This window comes from Streptomyces sp. NPDC001796 (genome assembly GCF_042892355.1).
Lineage (GTDB): Bacteria > Actinomycetota > Actinomycetes > Streptomycetales > Streptomycetaceae > Streptomyces.
This window is the reverse complement of sequence record NZ_JBIAUC010000002.1, coordinates 138,828-153,520: the sequence shown is the minus strand read 5'-3', so window position 1 is coordinate 153,520 and position 14,693 is coordinate 138,828. Positions and strand designations below refer to the sequence as shown.

The 14,693-nt window shown below is 69.4% G+C and carries 14 protein-coding genes and 1 tRNA gene; 8 read left to right on the top strand and 7 right to left on the bottom strand.

Annotation, left to right across the window (positions count from 1 at the left end):
• Positions 1-549: 549 nt before the first annotated feature.
• The gene (locus ACFYZE_RS04185) at positions 550-1,074 is read right to left on the bottom strand and encodes a hypothetical protein (protein ID WP_388988287.1); all 525 of its coding nucleotides are present in this window, start codon (positions 1,072-1,074) and stop codon (positions 550-552) included.
• 384 nt (positions 1,075-1,458) lie between these two features.
• On the opposite strand from ACFYZE_RS04185, the gene ACFYZE_RS04180 reads away from it, so the two are divergent.
• From ACFYZE_RS04180 to ACFYZE_RS04170, 3 genes are all read left to right on the top strand, one after another.
• Positions 1,459-1,635, top strand: coding sequence for a hypothetical protein (locus ACFYZE_RS04180; protein ID WP_388988284.1), 177 nt, complete (start codon positions 1,459-1,461; stop codon positions 1,633-1,635).
• A 456-nt stretch (positions 1,636-2,091) separates the two neighbouring features.
• The gene (locus ACFYZE_RS04175; RefSeq protein WP_388988281.1) at positions 2,092-3,612 is read left to right on the top strand and encodes a helix-turn-helix domain-containing protein; all 1,521 of its coding nucleotides are present in this window, start codon (positions 2,092-2,094) and stop codon (positions 3,610-3,612) included.
• 214 nt (positions 3,613-3,826) lie between these two features.
• The gene (locus tag ACFYZE_RS04170) at positions 3,827-4,180 is read left to right on the top strand and encodes a hypothetical protein (protein WP_388988278.1); all 354 of its coding nucleotides are present in this window, start codon (positions 3,827-3,829) and stop codon (positions 4,178-4,180) included.
• A gap of 336 nt (positions 4,181-4,516) precedes the next feature.
• Here ACFYZE_RS04170 and ACFYZE_RS04165 read toward each other — a convergent pair.
• The 3 genes from ACFYZE_RS04165 to ACFYZE_RS04155 all read right to left on the bottom strand — a co-directional run bounded on the left by ACFYZE_RS04165 (position 4,517) and on the right by ACFYZE_RS04155 (position 6,408).
• Positions 4,517-4,590: transfer RNA gene (locus tag ACFYZE_RS04165), tRNA-Pro, on the bottom strand.
• Positions 4,591-4,622: 32 nt separating this feature from the next.
• On the bottom strand, positions 4,623-5,399 hold the full coding sequence (locus tag ACFYZE_RS04160) for a Pr6Pr family membrane protein (RefSeq protein WP_388988275.1): 777 nt from the start codon (positions 5,397-5,399) through the stop codon (positions 4,623-4,625).
• Between the two features lie 67 nt (positions 5,400-5,466).
• A complete protein-coding gene (locus tag ACFYZE_RS04155; RefSeq protein WP_388988272.1) occupies positions 5,467-6,408 on the bottom strand; it encodes a metallophosphoesterase in 942 nt (313 codons plus the stop codon).
• A 155-nt stretch (positions 6,409-6,563) separates the two neighbouring features.
• Between ACFYZE_RS04155 and ACFYZE_RS04150 the strand changes: the two genes are divergently transcribed.
• Positions 6,564-7,031 carry a GatB/YqeY domain-containing protein gene (locus ACFYZE_RS04150; RefSeq protein ID WP_103837934.1) on the top strand — a complete coding sequence of 156 codons (468 nt, stop codon included), beginning with the start codon at positions 6,564-6,566 and terminating at the stop codon, positions 7,029-7,031.
• 81 nt (positions 7,032-7,112) lie between these two features.
• Here ACFYZE_RS04150 and ACFYZE_RS04145 read toward each other — a convergent pair whose 3' ends face one another.
• On the bottom strand, positions 7,113-9,401 hold the full coding sequence (locus ACFYZE_RS04145) for a transglycosylase domain-containing protein (protein ID WP_388988268.1): 2,289 nt from the start codon (positions 9,399-9,401) through the stop codon (positions 7,113-7,115).
• A 409-nt stretch (positions 9,402-9,810) separates the two neighbouring features.
• Between ACFYZE_RS04145 and ACFYZE_RS04140 the strand changes: the two genes are divergently transcribed.
• On the top strand, positions 9,811-10,149 hold the full coding sequence (locus tag ACFYZE_RS04140) for a WhiB family transcriptional regulator (protein WP_388988265.1): 339 nt from the start codon (positions 9,811-9,813) through the stop codon (positions 10,147-10,149).
• A gap of 261 nt (positions 10,150-10,410) precedes the next feature.
• Here the strand turns inward: ACFYZE_RS04140 and ACFYZE_RS04135 are convergent, their stop codons facing one another.
• Positions 10,411-11,877, bottom strand: a complete 1,467-nt coding sequence (locus ACFYZE_RS04135; protein ID WP_388988262.1) for an ArsA family ATPase — start codon at positions 11,875-11,877, stop codon at positions 10,411-10,413.
• Entirely contained in the window at positions 11,874-12,851 is a 978-nt protein-coding gene (locus ACFYZE_RS04130) for an ArsA-related P-loop ATPase (protein WP_388988259.1), read from the bottom strand. The genes ACFYZE_RS04135 and ACFYZE_RS04130 overlap by 4 nt, the downstream gene beginning before the upstream one ends.
• 209 nt (positions 12,852-13,060) lie before the next feature.
• Here ACFYZE_RS04130 and ACFYZE_RS04125 point away from each other — a divergent pair, with 209 nt between their 5' ends.
• The 3 genes from ACFYZE_RS04125 to ACFYZE_RS04115 all read left to right on the top strand — a co-directional run bounded on the left by ACFYZE_RS04125 (position 13,061) and on the right by ACFYZE_RS04115 (position 14,669).
• Entirely contained in the window at positions 13,061-13,222 is a 162-nt protein-coding gene (locus ACFYZE_RS04125; RefSeq protein WP_003981536.1) for a DUF4177 domain-containing protein, read from the top strand.
• Positions 13,219-13,686 carry a RidA family protein gene (locus ACFYZE_RS04120; RefSeq protein WP_388988256.1) on the top strand — a complete coding sequence of 156 codons (468 nt, stop codon included), beginning with the start codon at positions 13,219-13,221 and terminating at the stop codon, positions 13,684-13,686. Before ACFYZE_RS04125 ends, ACFYZE_RS04120 begins: the two co-directional genes overlap by 4 nt.
• A 113-nt stretch (positions 13,687-13,799) precedes the next feature.
• Positions 13,800-14,669, top strand: coding sequence for an NUDIX hydrolase (locus ACFYZE_RS04115; RefSeq protein ID WP_388988253.1), 870 nt, complete (start codon positions 13,800-13,802; stop codon positions 14,667-14,669).
• The last annotated feature ends 24 nt before the right edge of the window (positions 14,670-14,693 follow it).

Here is a 14,693-nt window from a genome sequence, read left to right as displayed (position 1 = left end):
AGCCTGACGGTGAGAGACATGGGCGGTTGGCGCCGGTCGGTGGGGTTGTTGCACTTCTCTGCTGTACTGCAACGGCTGCGGAGGCCCCTTGGGACCCGGGCAACGCGGCAGGTCACGGCCCTGCATGTGACGACTCAAACGCAACCAGTCCTCGAATAGTCCACCGCCGACTGAGCACCGCTTTAGGAGTTCGATCACCAGGTAGGGACTTCCTGGCGGCTCATGCGGGGGCGGGCCACGAACGGTCTCCACGGGGTGCCTACGTCTGCTGCCGTTGATGTCAGACGTGGATGTCAGACGTGGATGTCAGACGTGGATGTCAGACGTGGATGTCAGCTAGCTCCGTCACCAACCCCCACCGAACAGTGGTTGCAACGTAGCCGCTATGCCTGACTTGATCGCCAGGATGCCGCCCACGTCGGCAAGGATGGTGAAGGCGTTTGATGTGAAGTGCTTGTCCCTTACATACCAGTAGGTTGCTCGCCAGATGGGTATGGTCTCGTCCGTCGTGAGGTTGACCCTGACAGACCGGGCGGAGCGGCTCCGCTGTCAGCGGTTGCTCGTGGTGCCGATGTCGACGATGTGGTTGTGCCGCTCCACCAGCACGAAAAGCTTGATCTTCTGCGTCGTCTCCCCGCCGCCGAAGGTCAGGGTGACGACGACCTCATGGCCGTTACCCACGGCGCCGTTGTCGGTCACCGTCCACTTCCGCGGGACGTTTTGGGCGCGCAGGACACCGTCCGCCCCGTGCTTCTTCTCCCAGGCCGCCAGTCGCTTGGCGAAGTCGGGCGTCAGGTAGTGCTTGCGGAGCACCGTCTCCAGCGTGGCGTCCGGGTCCGTGTAGTCGCCGATCGCGTCGATGTACGCGCCGTAGAAGTCGGCGACCCGGGTCACCACTTGGCCGCTCGTGCCGCTGACGGACTGCGGTGCGGCGGCGGACGACTTTGCGGGGGCATGGACGGACGCCTGTGCCGACACCTGTGTCGACACGCCGAGTCCGACAGCCAGGACGAGGCCGGCGGCGACGGCCGCGCGGCGGCCCGGACGGCGGTGTGCGGGGGACTTCCTGTTCATGCGCATCTTCCTTTTCTGTTCCATATGTGGTTGCTCTCGGCCCGGTGTCTTCGTGCCGGGGCCGTCGTGTGGCTATCGCCTTTTCGGGTCGGCGGGCGCTGCCCCAGAGTCATGAACATCTGCTGCTGCGCGGGCCCATTCCCCTCCCCCTGCCGCGGCTCGGGGCGCGATCGACGACAACAAGTCCTGCTGAATCGCGCCGAATGACCCTGTCAGTGGTCGATTGGCCGCCCTCCCCACCCCCGTGGCGGAGGGCGGCCCCCGTCATGCGGTCAGCGGAGCTTGTCCCACGGCCCGTGACGGCCGTCTTCTTGAAGGCCTTCACCGGCGGCGCATGCCGGAAGTCGCCGGACGGGTGTCAAAGACGCCCCAGGAGGTCACCGTGTGCACGCCGTATCCGTGCCCGCTCTCCTCGACAGGCAGCGTGCCGTAGTCCTGCAGCGTGGCCTCGGTCTCCGGGCCGGCCTTCTCGATGTGTGCGCACAGGACTTGATGTCGTTGCTCAGCCGCGAGAAGCGCCCCTTCGCCACAGCCGTCCTGGACAACTGCACCCTGACCTGACGGACGGTCGCTCCTGTCGAGTTCGGTACGGAGCTCCCGGTGCCAGGTCCGGGCCGTCGCCGCCCAGCGCCATGCGTAGACAGCGGTCCCGTTCCACCGCCTCCGGTACGCAGGCGGTGACCTTGCCGACCGTTCAGGACGAGCTTGGATACGACGGGAGATGGGCCGCCGTGAGGAAGCCGACGCCTTGGCCGCGACGTTTGCCAGTGTGGCGAGCGTCGTGCCGGGGCGAGTCCGTGACGGCGAGTGCGAGGGGCGGGCCTGCTCGGGTGCGCTGGGGCATGGGTGTCCTCCGTGGATGAGTGCATGAGTGTCATTTGTCGCCCGCCGCCGTTGATCGGTCCGGTCCTGGTCGGTGCGACACCAAGAGCATCAGCCGTCACGACGGCTCCGCGCAACGCCGGACGCCCGCCCGGTGAGGGTGGAACCATCCCAGCCCACCTGACGTGCAGGTATATGGACCGCCTGAGATACGGGGACGCGTGGGAAGTTGGGGGAGCGGTGTCGACTGAGGACGACGTCGAGCAGTTCGCGGCGCTGCTGCGCCGGCTGAAGGACCGCACGGACCGGAGCTACGGCTCCCTGGCCCGCCGTCTCAGCATGAACACCTCCACGCTGCACCGCTACTGCGCGGGCGAGACGGTCCCGCAGGACTACGCCCCGGTGGAGCGGTTGGCCGCCTTCTGCGGAGCAACACCGGAGGAACGCCTCGATCTGCACCGCCTGTGGCTGCTCGCGGTGACGGCACGACAGCGGCCGAGGGCGGGTGAGGAGGCAGCGGAGCCGACAAAGACCGAAGGGGCACTGAAGCCGACAGGGGACGAGCGGGCTTCGGGTCCGGACAGCCGGACAGCGGGGCGTGCGGGTGGCAGCACGCGCAGTGTGGGTGGTGGCGCCGACGGCATCGGTGGTGACGGGGACGGCACGAGCGGTTCACCACCGCGACTCGATGCGGGCGCCCCCGACGCCGCACTGGCTGCTCCCGACGCTCCCGGACCGGGCAGTCGCGAGTCGACGGCCCAGTGGAATGCGGTCCGCTCAACTGGACGGCCCTGGTACCGCCGTCGCCGTACCGTCGTCGGCAAAGCCACGGCGACCGTACTGCTGGTGACGCTGGGCAGTATGTCGGCGCTGTCGGCCGACCGGTCTCACGACAACTCCGCCAAGGCCCCCGGTCAGTCCCGTACGACAGGAACCGGTACGTCACACCACCCCTCGGCCACTGCGGCCAGCCCCACCGGCAGCCGTTCTTCGGCGTCGCCCTCCACAGGAGTACGGGCTTCGGGGAGCCCCGGGTCGAAGGGTGGATCGTCGGCTGAGACGAAGAGCGACGCCCCCGTGCCAACCGGTGTGCCGCTCGCGTGGACCGCCGACTCGCAGATCTGGGACGGCGGTTGCGGGCACGACTACGTCATCGGGAAGGAGCCGGCCCAGGTGCCCCCGCCGCCGGTAGAGCAGGACGCCGGAGTGTGGGCAGCGACGCAGCAGGCGGTACCTGGGCGGCAGACGATGGTGCAGATCTCGGTGCAGGGGAAGTCGTCCACGGCCGTGGTCCTCGCGGCCCTCCGGGTCCGCATTGTCAGCCGCGGTACGCCGGTCACCGGCAACGCGTACGCCATGGGCCAGGGCTGCGGCAGTGATCTGCCGCCCCGCAACTTCTCCGTGAACCTGGACGTCGACCGCCCGATCGCCCACGCGCGCCCCGGCAACGACAGCGGAAAGCCCGTCCCCGCGGTGCAGTTCCCCTACCGCGTCTCCGCCGAGGACCCGGAGGTGCTGCAGGTCACCGCGACGACCGAGACCTACGACTGCCGCTGGTACCTGGAACTCGACTGGTCATCCCAGGGCCGCACCGGCACGGTCCGCATCGACGACCACGGCCACCCCTTCCGCACCAGCAGCATCAAGGGCCTGCCCCACTACTGGTACGGCACGAACGACCACGGTGTGCGTCAGTGGGTGCCCACCGACTCTTGAGGGAACGTGGGAGCTGCTCGGGCCATTTTCGCGATGTGACCGTTCCCCGTCACCCAGGCCCATGCTGCTGGAGGGCCGGTTGCTGCCGCTTCGGCCAGAAACGCCCGCTGCGTTCCACTCAGGTTCGGTGTCCGCTCCGGCATGACACCTGTCATATGCAATACCGGATGCAGAGCACTGGGGCGCGCGGGCCGACGTCCGTACGGTACTTCCCATGACGAAGAGCAACGGGGAGAACCCACGGAAGACCGACATCAAGGTGAGCCTGATCGGCGGTCATCGCCTGGCAGGAGCCACCCTCCACGAGAGGACCGTCACCACTTCCCTCATCGGTGGTGCCGACGTCGATCTGACGGACATCGACATCCCGGACGGCACCGAACTGCGCATCACCAAGTTGAGCCTGATCGGCGGCGTCAGCCTCAAGGTCCGCCGCGACGTCCGGGTGGAGGTCCACGGGCTGCGCCTGGGCGGAGTGAAGGACGATGGCCCGAGCGAGCCGGATGGCCCGACGGTCCGGATCGACGCCTGGGGCCTGGTCGGCGGCGTCAGCGTCACCCGCGCCTAGCCAAAGTTCAAATAAGACGCCGTTGCGTTTGGCGATCAGCGCGCAAGAGACCAGGTGCTTCAGTCCGGAACGCAAGAGCGGAATCAATCGCGCTCCTGGTCGGTCACAGTAGTCAGGCGACTACAGAGGCGGTCTACCGCAAACAGCTCCGACCCGTGATCACGAAGGGCGCCGAAGCGATGGACGACATCTTCGGCGAAGATCAGGAACGGGAGGACGCGGAAGACTGCCAAGAGGGCGACGCGGTGGCCTGATCAACTTCGTTTGGCCCCCTGTTTGGCCCCCGAGCACGAAAGAGGGCAGTGTGCCAATTCGCACACTGCCCTCTGACCAGCGTCGGGGTGGCGGGATTTGAACCCACGACCTCTTCGTCCCGAACGAAGCGCGCTGCCAAGCTGCGCTACACCCCGGCGTCGCTGCTGTCGCGGCGACGACGTTTACTTTAGCCCACTGGTGGCCGGAGACGAAATCCGGTTTTCCGGCGGCGGCGCGTCGGGTCCCGGCGGATGTGGTCGGCGAGGGCCAGGAGGAGGGCCAGGCCGAAGAAGGCCAGGCCGAGCAGGAGTGCGTTGGCGAGGGTGCTCTTGTAGCCGAGGTGGGCGACGTCCAGGAACGGGTACAGGTAGCGCGCGTCCGCGGTCGGTGGGAGGAGTGCCCCGCGGACAAGGGTGAAGATCAGGTACGCCAGGGGGTAGAGGAGCCAGCGCGTGGCGTGCTGCAGGCCCAGGGGGGCCGGGCGGGTCAGGAGCAGCCAGTCCAGAAGGGCCGCGATCGGGGTGACCGTGTGCAGCACCTGGTTGGCGAGTGCGGACCAGATCGTGGGCCGGTCCGTCATCGAGAAGGGGCCCGGCTCGTGCACCAGGAGCACGTGGTAGACCAGGCTCGCGATCAGGGCGTAGAACAGCGTGCCACCTGTGATCAGTGGCGGCAGCGGGTGGCGGGCCGTTCGGGCCCGCCAGGCCGACAGGGTGAAGGTCAGGGCCAGCAGCACGTTGGCCTGGATGGTGAAGTAGCTCAGGACCCGGGTGGGGCTGCCGAGGGCCAGGTCCATGGCCACCGCCGCCGCGGCCGTCAGCGCCACCAGCAGACGGTAGCGGGCCGCTGCGGGGCGGCGTACGGGGGCGACCACGGCTGCGGCGGGGACGATGGACGGTGCCAGCGTCGGCTTGCCCGGCACCGGGGGGAGGTCCGGGATCTCCTTGGGTATCGGCGCGATCATGCCCTCACGCTAAGCGGATGGGACGGAAGGGGCGATACGGGATGATCCGGGTGGGGTATGGCTCGGGTTACGCCCCGGGCGATGCCTCCCTCTCCACCAGCGTCAGCAGCGTCGCCTCCGGGGGACACGCGAACCGTACCGGCGTGTAGCGGCTCGCGCCGCAGCCCGCCGACACGTGCAGGTACGACGTGCGGCCCTCCGCCGTGTGCCGCGACAGGCCCTTCACCCGGTCCGTGTCCAGGTCGCAGTTGGTGACCAGGGCGCCGTAGAAGGGGATGCACACCTGGCCGCCGTGGGTGTGGCCGGCCAGGATCAGCGGATAGCCGTCCGCCGTGAACGCGTCCAGGCTGCGCAGATACGGCGCGTGGACCACGCCCATCGAGAAGTCCGCCGAGGAGGAGGGGCCGCCCGCCACGCGCGCGTACCGGTCGCGCTTGATGTGCGGGTCGTCCACGCCCGTCAGCTCGATCTCCAGGCCCTCGATCTTCAGGGTGCCCCGGGTGTTCGTCAGGTTCAGCCAGCCCGCCGCGTCGAAGCTGTCGCGCAGCTCCTCCCAGGGGTTGTGGATGGCGCCGACCACCGGCGGGTTGCCGTTCAGACCGTGGTGGCCCCTCACCTTCTCCACCAGGTAGCGGGCCGGGTTGCGGGGCTTGGGGCCGTAGTAGTCGTTCGAACCGAAGACGTAGGCCCCCGGGTACTCCATCAACGGGCCCAGTGCGTCCAGCACCTCCGGCACACCCTCGGGGTCGGAGAGGTTGTCCCCGGTGTTGATCACGAAGTCGGGGCGCAGGCCGGCCAGTGATCGCAGCCAGCGCTGCTTCTTGCGCTGCCCGCTCACCATGTGGATGTCGGAGACGTGCAGGACCCGCAGCGGGTGCGCCCCCGGGGGCAGCACCGGGACCGTCACCCGGCGCAGCCGGAAGGAACGGGCCTCGAAGCCGGCCGAGTACAGCAGTCCGGCGGCGGCAACCGCCGTGATTCCCAGGGGTACTCCGTATCGTGCGCGCATGTGACCATCGTGTCAGAACCGGCGGCCGCCCCGCGTTCACCTGTGGACGACCCCGACCCGGCGTCACCTGCGATCGGCACCGACGGTCCCGGTCGCCCGCCGCGCCCCGGAAATGTACGGGCAGCCGTCCCACCGCACCTGCGACAATCAGAGGCATGACCACGCTCAAGTCGAAGCTGCAGGAAGACCTCAATGCCGCGATCAAGGAGCGTGACGAGCTCCGCTCCTCGACGCTCCGGCTGACGCTCGCCGCGATCACCAAGGAGGAGGTCGCGGGCAAGGAGAAGCGCGAGCTCTCCGACGAGGAGGTCACCAAGGTGATCACCCGTGAGGCGAAGAAGCGGCGGGAGGCCGCCGACGCGTTCGCCCAGGGCGGTCGCGCCGAACAGGCCGAGCGGGAGAAGGCGGAGGGCGAGGTGCTCGCCGCGTACCTGCCCAAGCAGCTGTCCGACGACGAACTGCGGCAGATCGTCGCGCAGGCCGTGGAGGAGGCGAAGGCGGCGGGCGCCGAGGGCCCGCGCGCCATGGGGCAGGTCATGAAGATCGTGAACCCGAAGGTGGCCGGTCAGGCGGAGGGCGGCCGCGTCGCCGCCGTGGTCAAGCAGCTTCTCGCGAGCGGCTGAACCGGTTCGCCTGCTTGCGGGCGCATACGCCGACGGGGGCGCACCTCTCATCGAGAGGTGCGCCCCCGCTGTCATGAAGGGCTATCCCCTTCGCCCGCCGGTGCCGTTTCCGTTGCCACCGTTTCCGGTGCCCTGGATGAAGCCGTCGGGGAAGGAGAAGGTGGGCGTCGGGAGCTGCCCGCCGGTGTTGCCGCCGGTGTCGGCCGCCCCGCCGGTGGTCAGGCCGCCGATCAGTCCACCGATCGTCTGCTGCCCGCCGTTGGCGTTGCCGTTCCCATTGCCGTTGCCCTTGTCGCCGCTGTGGTCGTCCGGGATGTCGACGAGGTTGAAGTCCGGGGCCGGCTTGCCCGCCAGCGCGCCCGTCATCATGTCGCGCCAGATGGGGCCCGGGACCTGGCCACCGAAGACCTTCTCATAGGTGACGCCGCCGATGGTGATGTGGGTCATCTGCCGCTTGTGCGCCGGGTCGCCGACCCAGACCGCACCCGCCATGTTCGGCGTGTAGCCGACGAACCAGGCCGCGTACCGGAAGTCGGTCGTACCGGTCTTGCCGGCGCTGGGACGGCTGCCGAGTCCGGCCTCCGTACCGGTGCCGTCCTCGACGACGCCCTTCAGGAGCGTGTTGACCGTGTCCGCGGTGGTCTCCGACATCGCGCGCGAGCACGTCGACTTCGGGACCGACAGGGACTTCTTCTGGTTGCCGACGGTCTGCGTGATCGACTCGATCGCGACCGGGGTGCAGTAGATGCCGCGGTCGGCGAAGGTCGCGTACGCGCCCGCCATGGTCAGCGGCGACACCTCCTGGGTGCCGAGCGCGATCGACGGGGCCTGGGCGATGGGCACGCCGTCAGCGCGATGGAAGCCCATCTTCTTGGCCGTGTCTATGACCGGGCAGATGCCGATGTCGCTGATCAGCTGCACGTAGTAGGTGTTGACCGACTTGGCGGTCGCCTCCTTCATGCGGTACGGGCCGTGCTCCGTCTCGTTCTCGTTGGTGAGCTTGGTGCCGTCCGTGTTCTTCCACTGCTTGCCGTCACAGGCGGAGACCGGGCTCGGGTACTCCATCTCGTACGGCGACGAGTACTCCTGGGTGGCCGGCTTGCCGCCCTCGATGGCGGCCGCGGCCACGATCGGCTTGAAGGTCGAACCGCCCTGGTAGCCGGCGCCGCCGCCCATGTCCTTGTCCACGGACAGGTTGATCTGGGTCTCGTCCTTGCCGAACCCGTACGGACGGGACTGGCCCATCGCGAGGATCTTGCCGGTGCCCGGTTCGACGATGGTCGCGGCCGTGGCCACCTCGTCGCTCTTGTTGACGTGGTCCTTGATGGACTGCTGCACCGAGTCCTGCGCCTGCGGGTCGAGCGTGGTGCGGATCGTCAGTCCGCCCTGGTTCCAGATCTTCGCCCGCTCCGCCCGGGTCTTGCCGAAGATCGGGTCGTTCAGGAACACCTCTCGGACGTAGTCGCAGAAGAAGCCGGCTCCCTTGACGGCCGTGATGCAGCCGTTCTTCGGCTGGCTCACGTGCAGGCCGAGGTCCGTCGCCTTGGCCTTGTCGGCGTCCGCCTGCGAGATGTCGTGCAGGTCGGCCATGCGCTGCAGCACCACGTTGCGCCGCTGCTTGGCCTCCGCCGCGTCGTTCACGGGGTCGTAGCGCGTCGGCGACTGGACGAGGCCGGCGAGGAGCGCGGACTCCTGGAGGTTCAGGTCCTTGGCATGTTTGGAGAAGTAGCGCTCGGAGGCGGCCTCGATGCCGTAGGCCTGCTGGCCGAAGAACGTGATGTTCAGGTAGTTCTCGAGGATCTTCTTCTTGCCGAGCTTCTCCTCGATCTGGATCGCGAACTTGAGCTCGCGGACCTTGCGGCCGAGGGTCTGCTGGGTGGCCTGGGCGACCTTGGTCGGGTCGTCGCCGGCCTCCTCGATGAAGTAGTTCTTCACCAGCTGCTGGGTGAGCGTGGAGGCGCCCTGGGCCACTCCGCCGCTCTGTGCGTTCTTGTTCAGCGCGCGCAGGACGCCCTTCAGGTCGATCGCGCCGTGCTGGTAGAACCGCGAGTCCTCGATGGCGACGATCGCCTTCTGCACGTACGGCGACATGTCCTTGAGGTCCACCACCGTGCGGTCGCGCGAGTAGACCGTGGCGATCTGGCCGCCCTGGCTGTCCAGGATGGTGGTGCGCTGGCTGAGCTGGGGGCTCTTCAGATTGGTCGGGATGTCGTCGAATCCCTGGACCGACCCCTTGGCCACAAGTCCGAGCGCGCCCGCGGCGGGCAGCGCGATGCCGGCCATCACAGCCCCCGCGAGGACACTCACTCCGAGGAACTTGGCGGCCTGCTGCACGGGGGACTGCCCCCCGCCCGAGCGCTTTTTTGGCATGAGGGCAGCCTACGTTCTCATTCACCGGACACGCGTATAGGCCTTGGCCTAAGCTGCTCCCAACTGTCACAGCAGTAGGGCCACGTATCAAGTACGTCCGGCGACCCCGAATCGTTCCGGTGTTCCTCGAACTTTTTTGGCGGATGCGTGCCCGGATTCGCCTTGTGTGTCACCAGGCGTCCGTTGTGACGTCACTGAACTGCCCTGGTTTGTCCGGAAAGCCGCGTTCGTTACCAGCTCACTCCCACGGGTGATCTGCCGTTTACCCATAGTCCGTTCGGACCATTCAAGATTGGGCCCGAAGGGGGTGTTGCGCTGTCCCCTCCTTCCGTAACGTCCTCAACTGGCGGCGGTGAATATGCCGCTGCCGCCGTGGGGGAGCCTCGATTCGGGAGAGGACGGCGCCGGTATGGGCTGGGTAACCGACTGGAGTGCGCAGGCGGCCTGCCGCACTACCGATCCGGATGAACTGTTCGTTCAGGGAGCAGCGCAGAACAGGGCCAAGGCGGTGTGCACCGGATGCCCGGTACGCACGGAATGCCTGGCGGACGCGCTGGACAACCGCGTCGAGTTCGGCGTGTGGGGTGGCATGACGGAGCGGGAGCGCCGCGCACTGCTGCGCAGGCGGCCGACCGTCACCTCGTGGCGTCGCCTGCTGGAGACCGCGCGTACGGAGTACGAGCGCGGGGCGGGTCTGCTGCCCCTCGTTGAGGAAGAGACGTACGAGAACTACGCGGCGGTGAGCTGAGGGCGGCCACCGTCCGAGGCGGGCGCCCGCCGCCGGCGGGCAACGGACGCCTCATGGTGCCCTCGGCGTGCCTTGCACTCCGACCTGGGTCTCTTCGCAGGTGTGCTTCGACGGGCCTGTTCGACGGCCCTCTTCAAGGATGGCACCGCCAGGGACGGGTGTGTCATGGTCTGCGGGGCCGCGCGTCTGTGCCACGGGCGGCGCGGCGCGACCGCGGCGGTGCGCCGGCATAGGCGGCGCGCAGGCGACGGCGTCGGGCCCTCATGCGTACGCCTCGCGCTCCTCGGGTCGACCGGGCTGGTTGGCCGCGAGGCGGTCACCGATGTCCCGTAGCCCCGCGAGGTCGTGGACGTCGCCGGGCAGTGCGGCCACTTCTGCCACGGCCACCTCGGGGTGGAGCGCGGTGAAACGGTCACGCGTGCGCTGCTCGCGGGAGAGCAATTGCATACGCTCGGCGTGCAGTCGCAGCAGACCCACGGTGAGGTGCTCGACGCTCCGGTGCTGGTCCTTGGCGGTGGGGGAGTCCGCGCCGGGGCCAGACGCTCCGGAAGAGGGGGATTCTGAACTGCCGTACGTGTCGGGAGCGTTACGAAGTCCAGCTTTCCCGCCCCGCTGATCCACAATGCGGGACTCGTCAAGATTTTCCGCGGCGGCGAGCGCCCGCTCGGCCGACAACTGGGCGGCGTCGCTGCCGTGCACCCGGTTGAGCACCAGGCCGGCCAGCGGCATGTCCTCGGCGGCCAGGCGTTCCACGAAGTAAGCGGCCTCCCGCAGCGCGTCCCGCTCCGGAGCCGCCACCACCAGGAACGCCGTACCGGGCGCCTGCAGCAGCTTGTAGGTGGCGTCCGCGCGCGTGCGGAACCCGCCGAACATGGTGTCCATGGCGGCCACGAACGTCTGGACGTCCTTCAGGAGCTGACCGCCGAGCAGCTTGCCCAGGGCGCCCGTCATCATCGACATGCCGACGTTCAGGAATTTCATCCCCGCGCGGCCGCCCATCTTCGCCGGGGCCATCAGCACCCGGATCAGCCTGCCGTCCAGGAAGGACCCGAGCCTCTTGGGTGCGTCCAGGAAGTCCAGCGCCGAGCGCGAGGGCGGGGTGTCGACGACGATGAGGTCCCACTCGTCCCGCGCCCGCAGCTGCCCCAGCTTCTCCATCGCCATGTACTCCTGCGTGCCCGCGAAGCCCGCCGAGAGCGACTGGTAGAAGGGGTTGCCCAGGATGGCGGCCGCCCGCTCGGGGTCCGCGTGCGCCTCGACGATCTCGTCGAAGGTGCGTTTCATGTCGAGCATCATGGCGTGCAGTTCGCCGCCCGCGGCGTCGTCGATGCCCTTCACCCGCCGCGGGGTGTTGTCGAGGGCGTCGATGCCCATGGACTGGGCGAGCCGGCGGGCCGGGTCGATGGTGAGCACCACCACCTTGCGGCCGCGCTCGGCGGCGCGCAGCCCCAGGGCCGCCGCCGTGGTCGTCTTGCCGACGCCGCCGGATCCGCAGCACACGACGATGCGGGTCTGGGGATCGTCCAGGAGCGGGTCGATCTCCAGGACCGGGACCGGGTTCAACGCGCGTGTGGAGCCCGTGTCGTGGGCGTACGGCGCATGGTGGGCCGGATCGGCCGCCTCGGCGTGCCGGTCGGCCGTGTCGTCGTGGGTGTCGTCGTGCGTGGATGCCGTGTCGGCCTGTGTGGGGGCCTGGTCGTCGTGCGTGGGGGCCGGGTCCGAGTTCATGAGATCCCTTGCTGACGCAGTTCCGTGGCCAGTTCGTACAGGCCCGCCAGGTCCATTCCCTCGGCGAGCAGCGGCAGTTCGTGCAGGGGCGGGCCCAGCCGCGTGAGGACGGCACGCTGCTCGCGCTCGAGGCCGAACCGCTCCGCGTACTCGTCCGCCTGTTTCAGCAGCGGGTCCACCAGCCGCTCCGCGAGTCCGCCGCGCCGCGCGCCGCCGAGCCCGGCACCCGAGAGGGACTGGGCGATGGCCGTCCGCGGCGCCGCGTGCGCGAGGTCCAGGTCCGCCTGGTCCAGGACCGTGGGCCGCACCATGTTCACGATGATCCGCCCCACCGGAAGCTTCGCCGCGCGCAGTTCGGCGATCCCGTCCGCGGTCTCCTGGACGGGCATCTCCTCCAGGAGCGTCACCAGGTGCACAGCCGTCTCGGGCGACTTCAGCACCCGCATCACGGCCTGGGCCTGGTTGTGTATCGGGCCGATCTTGGCGAGGCCGGCCACCTCGTCGTTCACGTTCAGGAAGCGGGTGATGCGGCCGGTGGGAGGTGCGTCCATCACCACGTAGTCGTACGCGAACCGGCCGCTCCTGTCCTTCCTGCGAACCGCCTCGCACGCCTTGCCGGTCAGCAGCACGTCCCTGAGGCCGGGCGCGATGGTGGTGGCGAAGTCGATGGCGCCGAGCTTCTTCAGGGCCCGTCCCGCGCCGCCCAGTTTGTAGAACATCTGGAGGTAGTCCAGCAGGGCCAGCTCGGGGTCGATGGCGAGCGCGTACACCTCGCCGCCGCCCGGCGCGACGGCGATCTTCCGCTCCTCGTACGGAAGCGCCTCCGTCTCGAAGAGTTGTGCGATGCCCTGTCTGCCCTCGACCTCGACCAGAAGGGTGCGTTTGCCCTCCGTCGCGAGGGCGAGCGCGAGTGCCGCGGCGACCGTGGTCTTTCCGGTCCCGCCCTTACCGCTGACGACCTGGAGCCTGCTCACGTCCTCGAGCCTAACCAGTTCGCGCGCGAGCTACGCGGGAGGCTGTGGACAACCGTGGTTCCGGTCGGCCGCCCACCCGGTCGCCTTCGCCGTCCCGGCGGGCTCCGCGTGGAGGCCGCGGCGGCCGTTCCGCCCGGCTTTCCGCCAGGTCGTCGGCGCTGTGGTGGCCGACCGAGTGCCCCTTGGGCCACAGCGGCTACAGTCGGCCCATGACCAAGTGGGAATACGTCACCGTGCCGCTGCTCGTCCACGCCACGAAGCAGATCCTGGACACCTGGGGCGAGGACGGCTGGGAGCTCGTCCAGGTCGTGCCCGGGCCGAACAACCCCGAGCAGCTGGTGGCCTACCTGAAGCGGGAGAAGCAGGCATGAGCGCGGTAGAGTCCCGGATCGCCGAACTGGGCCTGACCCTGCCGGAGGTCGTGCCGCCGCTCGCCGCCTACCAGCCCGCCGTGCAGTCGGGGCCGTACGTGTACACCTCCGGGCAGCTCCCGATGGTGGAGGGCAAGCTGCCGGTGACCGGCAAGGTGGGCGCCGAGGTCACCGCCGAGGAGGCCAAGGAGCTGGCCCGCACGTGCGCGCTGAACGCGCTCGCGGCGGTCAAGTCCGTGGCGGGCGACCTGGACCGCGTCGCGCGCGTGGTGAAGGTCGTCGGCTTCGTGGCGTCGGCCTCCGACTTCACCGGCCAGCCCGGCGTCGTCAACGGCGCCAGTGAACTGCTCGGCGAGGTCCTCGGCGACAAGGGCGTGCACGCCCGCAGCGCGGTCGGCGTGGCGGTGCTCCCCCTGGACGCGCCGGTCGAGGTGGAGATCCAGGTGGAGCTGACGCAGGCGTGACCGACCCTCGCTGACCCCGCGAGGACGATGACGTCCCGGAGAGGCACGGAAACGTCCTTCGGCGGCGATCATTGCCTCTCGAACATCCGCTCACTACGGGATAGCCTCCGCCCATGGCGAATGGGCAGTGGTTTCCCCCGGAGTGGCCAGAGCGGATCCGCGCGCTCGCGGAGGGCACGCTCACCCCGGTCACCCCGAAGCGCGCGGCCACCGTCATGCTCCTCAGGGACGACGGCGGCGCACCCGCCGTCCACATGCTGCGCAGACGCGCCTCCATGGCGTTCGCCGGAGGCGCGTACGCCTACCCGGGCGGCGGTGTCGACCCGCGCGACCACGACCTGAGGATCGGCTGGGCGGGCCCCACGCGCGCGTGGTGGGCTCGGCGCCTCGGCGTCGACGAGACGTCTGCCCAGGCCATCGTCTGCGCCGCCGTACGGGAGACGTACGAGGAGGCGGGCGTGCTGCTCGCCGGCCCGGCCCCGGACACGGTCGTCGGCGACACCACGGGTGCGGACTGGGAGGCGGATCGCGCGGCCCTGGTCGCCCGCGACCTGTCGTTCGCGGAGTTCCTCGAGCGCCGGGGGCTGGTCCTGCGCTCCGACCTGCTCGGCGCCTGGACCCGCTGGATCACCCCGGAGTTCGAGCCCCGCCGCTATGACACCTGGTTCTTCGTGGCCGCGCTCCCCGAGGGACAGCGCACCCGCAACGCCTCCACGGAGGCCGACAGTACGGTGTGGATCCGCCCGGCCGAGGCGGCGGCCGCGTACGACAAGGGCGAGCTGCTGATGATGCCGCCCACCATCGCGACCCTGCGCCAGCTCGTAGGCTGCGCGACCGCCGCCGAGGCGCTGAAGGCCGCGCCGGGCCGCGACCTGACCCCCGTCCTGGCCACGGCTCGCCTGGAGGACGGCCGGATCGTGCTGTCCTGGCCCGGGCACGACGAGTTCACCAAGCACATCCCGACGGGCGGAGCGCCCTCATGACCCACGCGACCCACGTGACGGAAG

Excerpts from the sequence above, each read along its gene's own strand:
- ACFYZE_RS04185 (WP_388988287.1), bottom strand. The coding sequence starts at position 1,074 with ATGAACAGGAAGTCCCCCGCACACCGCCGTCCGGGCCGCCGCGCGGCC.
- ACFYZE_RS04175 (WP_388988281.1), top strand. The coding sequence starts at position 2,092 with ATGGACCGCCTGAGATACGGGGACGCGTGGGAAGTTGGGGGAGCGGTG.
- ACFYZE_RS04170 (WP_388988278.1), top strand. The coding sequence starts at position 3,827 with ATGACGAAGAGCAACGGGGAGAACCCACGGAAGACCGACATCAAGGTG.
- ACFYZE_RS04160 (WP_388988275.1), bottom strand. The coding sequence starts at position 5,399 with ATGATCGCGCCGATACCCAAGGAGATCCCGGACCTCCCCCCGGTGCCG.
- ACFYZE_RS04155 (WP_388988272.1), bottom strand. The coding sequence starts at position 6,408 with ATGCGCGCACGATACGGAGTACCCCTGGGAATCACGGCGGTTGCCGCC.
- ACFYZE_RS04150 (WP_103837934.1), top strand. The coding sequence starts at position 6,564 with ATGACCACGCTCAAGTCGAAGCTGCAGGAAGACCTCAATGCCGCGATC.
- ACFYZE_RS04145 (WP_388988268.1), bottom strand. The coding sequence starts at position 9,401 with ATGCCAAAAAAGCGCTCGGGCGGGGGGCAGTCCCCCGTGCAGCAGGCC.
- ACFYZE_RS04140 (WP_388988265.1), top strand. The coding sequence starts at position 9,811 with ATGGGCTGGGTAACCGACTGGAGTGCGCAGGCGGCCTGCCGCACTACC.
- ACFYZE_RS04135 (WP_388988262.1), bottom strand. The coding sequence starts at position 11,877 with ATGAACTCGGACCCGGCCCCCACGCACGACGACCAGGCCCCCACACAG.
- ACFYZE_RS04125 (WP_003981536.1), top strand. The coding sequence starts at position 13,061 with ATGACCAAGTGGGAATACGTCACCGTGCCGCTGCTCGTCCACGCCACG.
- ACFYZE_RS04120 (WP_388988256.1), top strand. The coding sequence starts at position 13,219 with ATGAGCGCGGTAGAGTCCCGGATCGCCGAACTGGGCCTGACCCTGCCG.
- ACFYZE_RS04115 (WP_388988253.1), top strand. The coding sequence starts at position 13,800 with ATGGCGAATGGGCAGTGGTTTCCCCCGGAGTGGCCAGAGCGGATCCGC.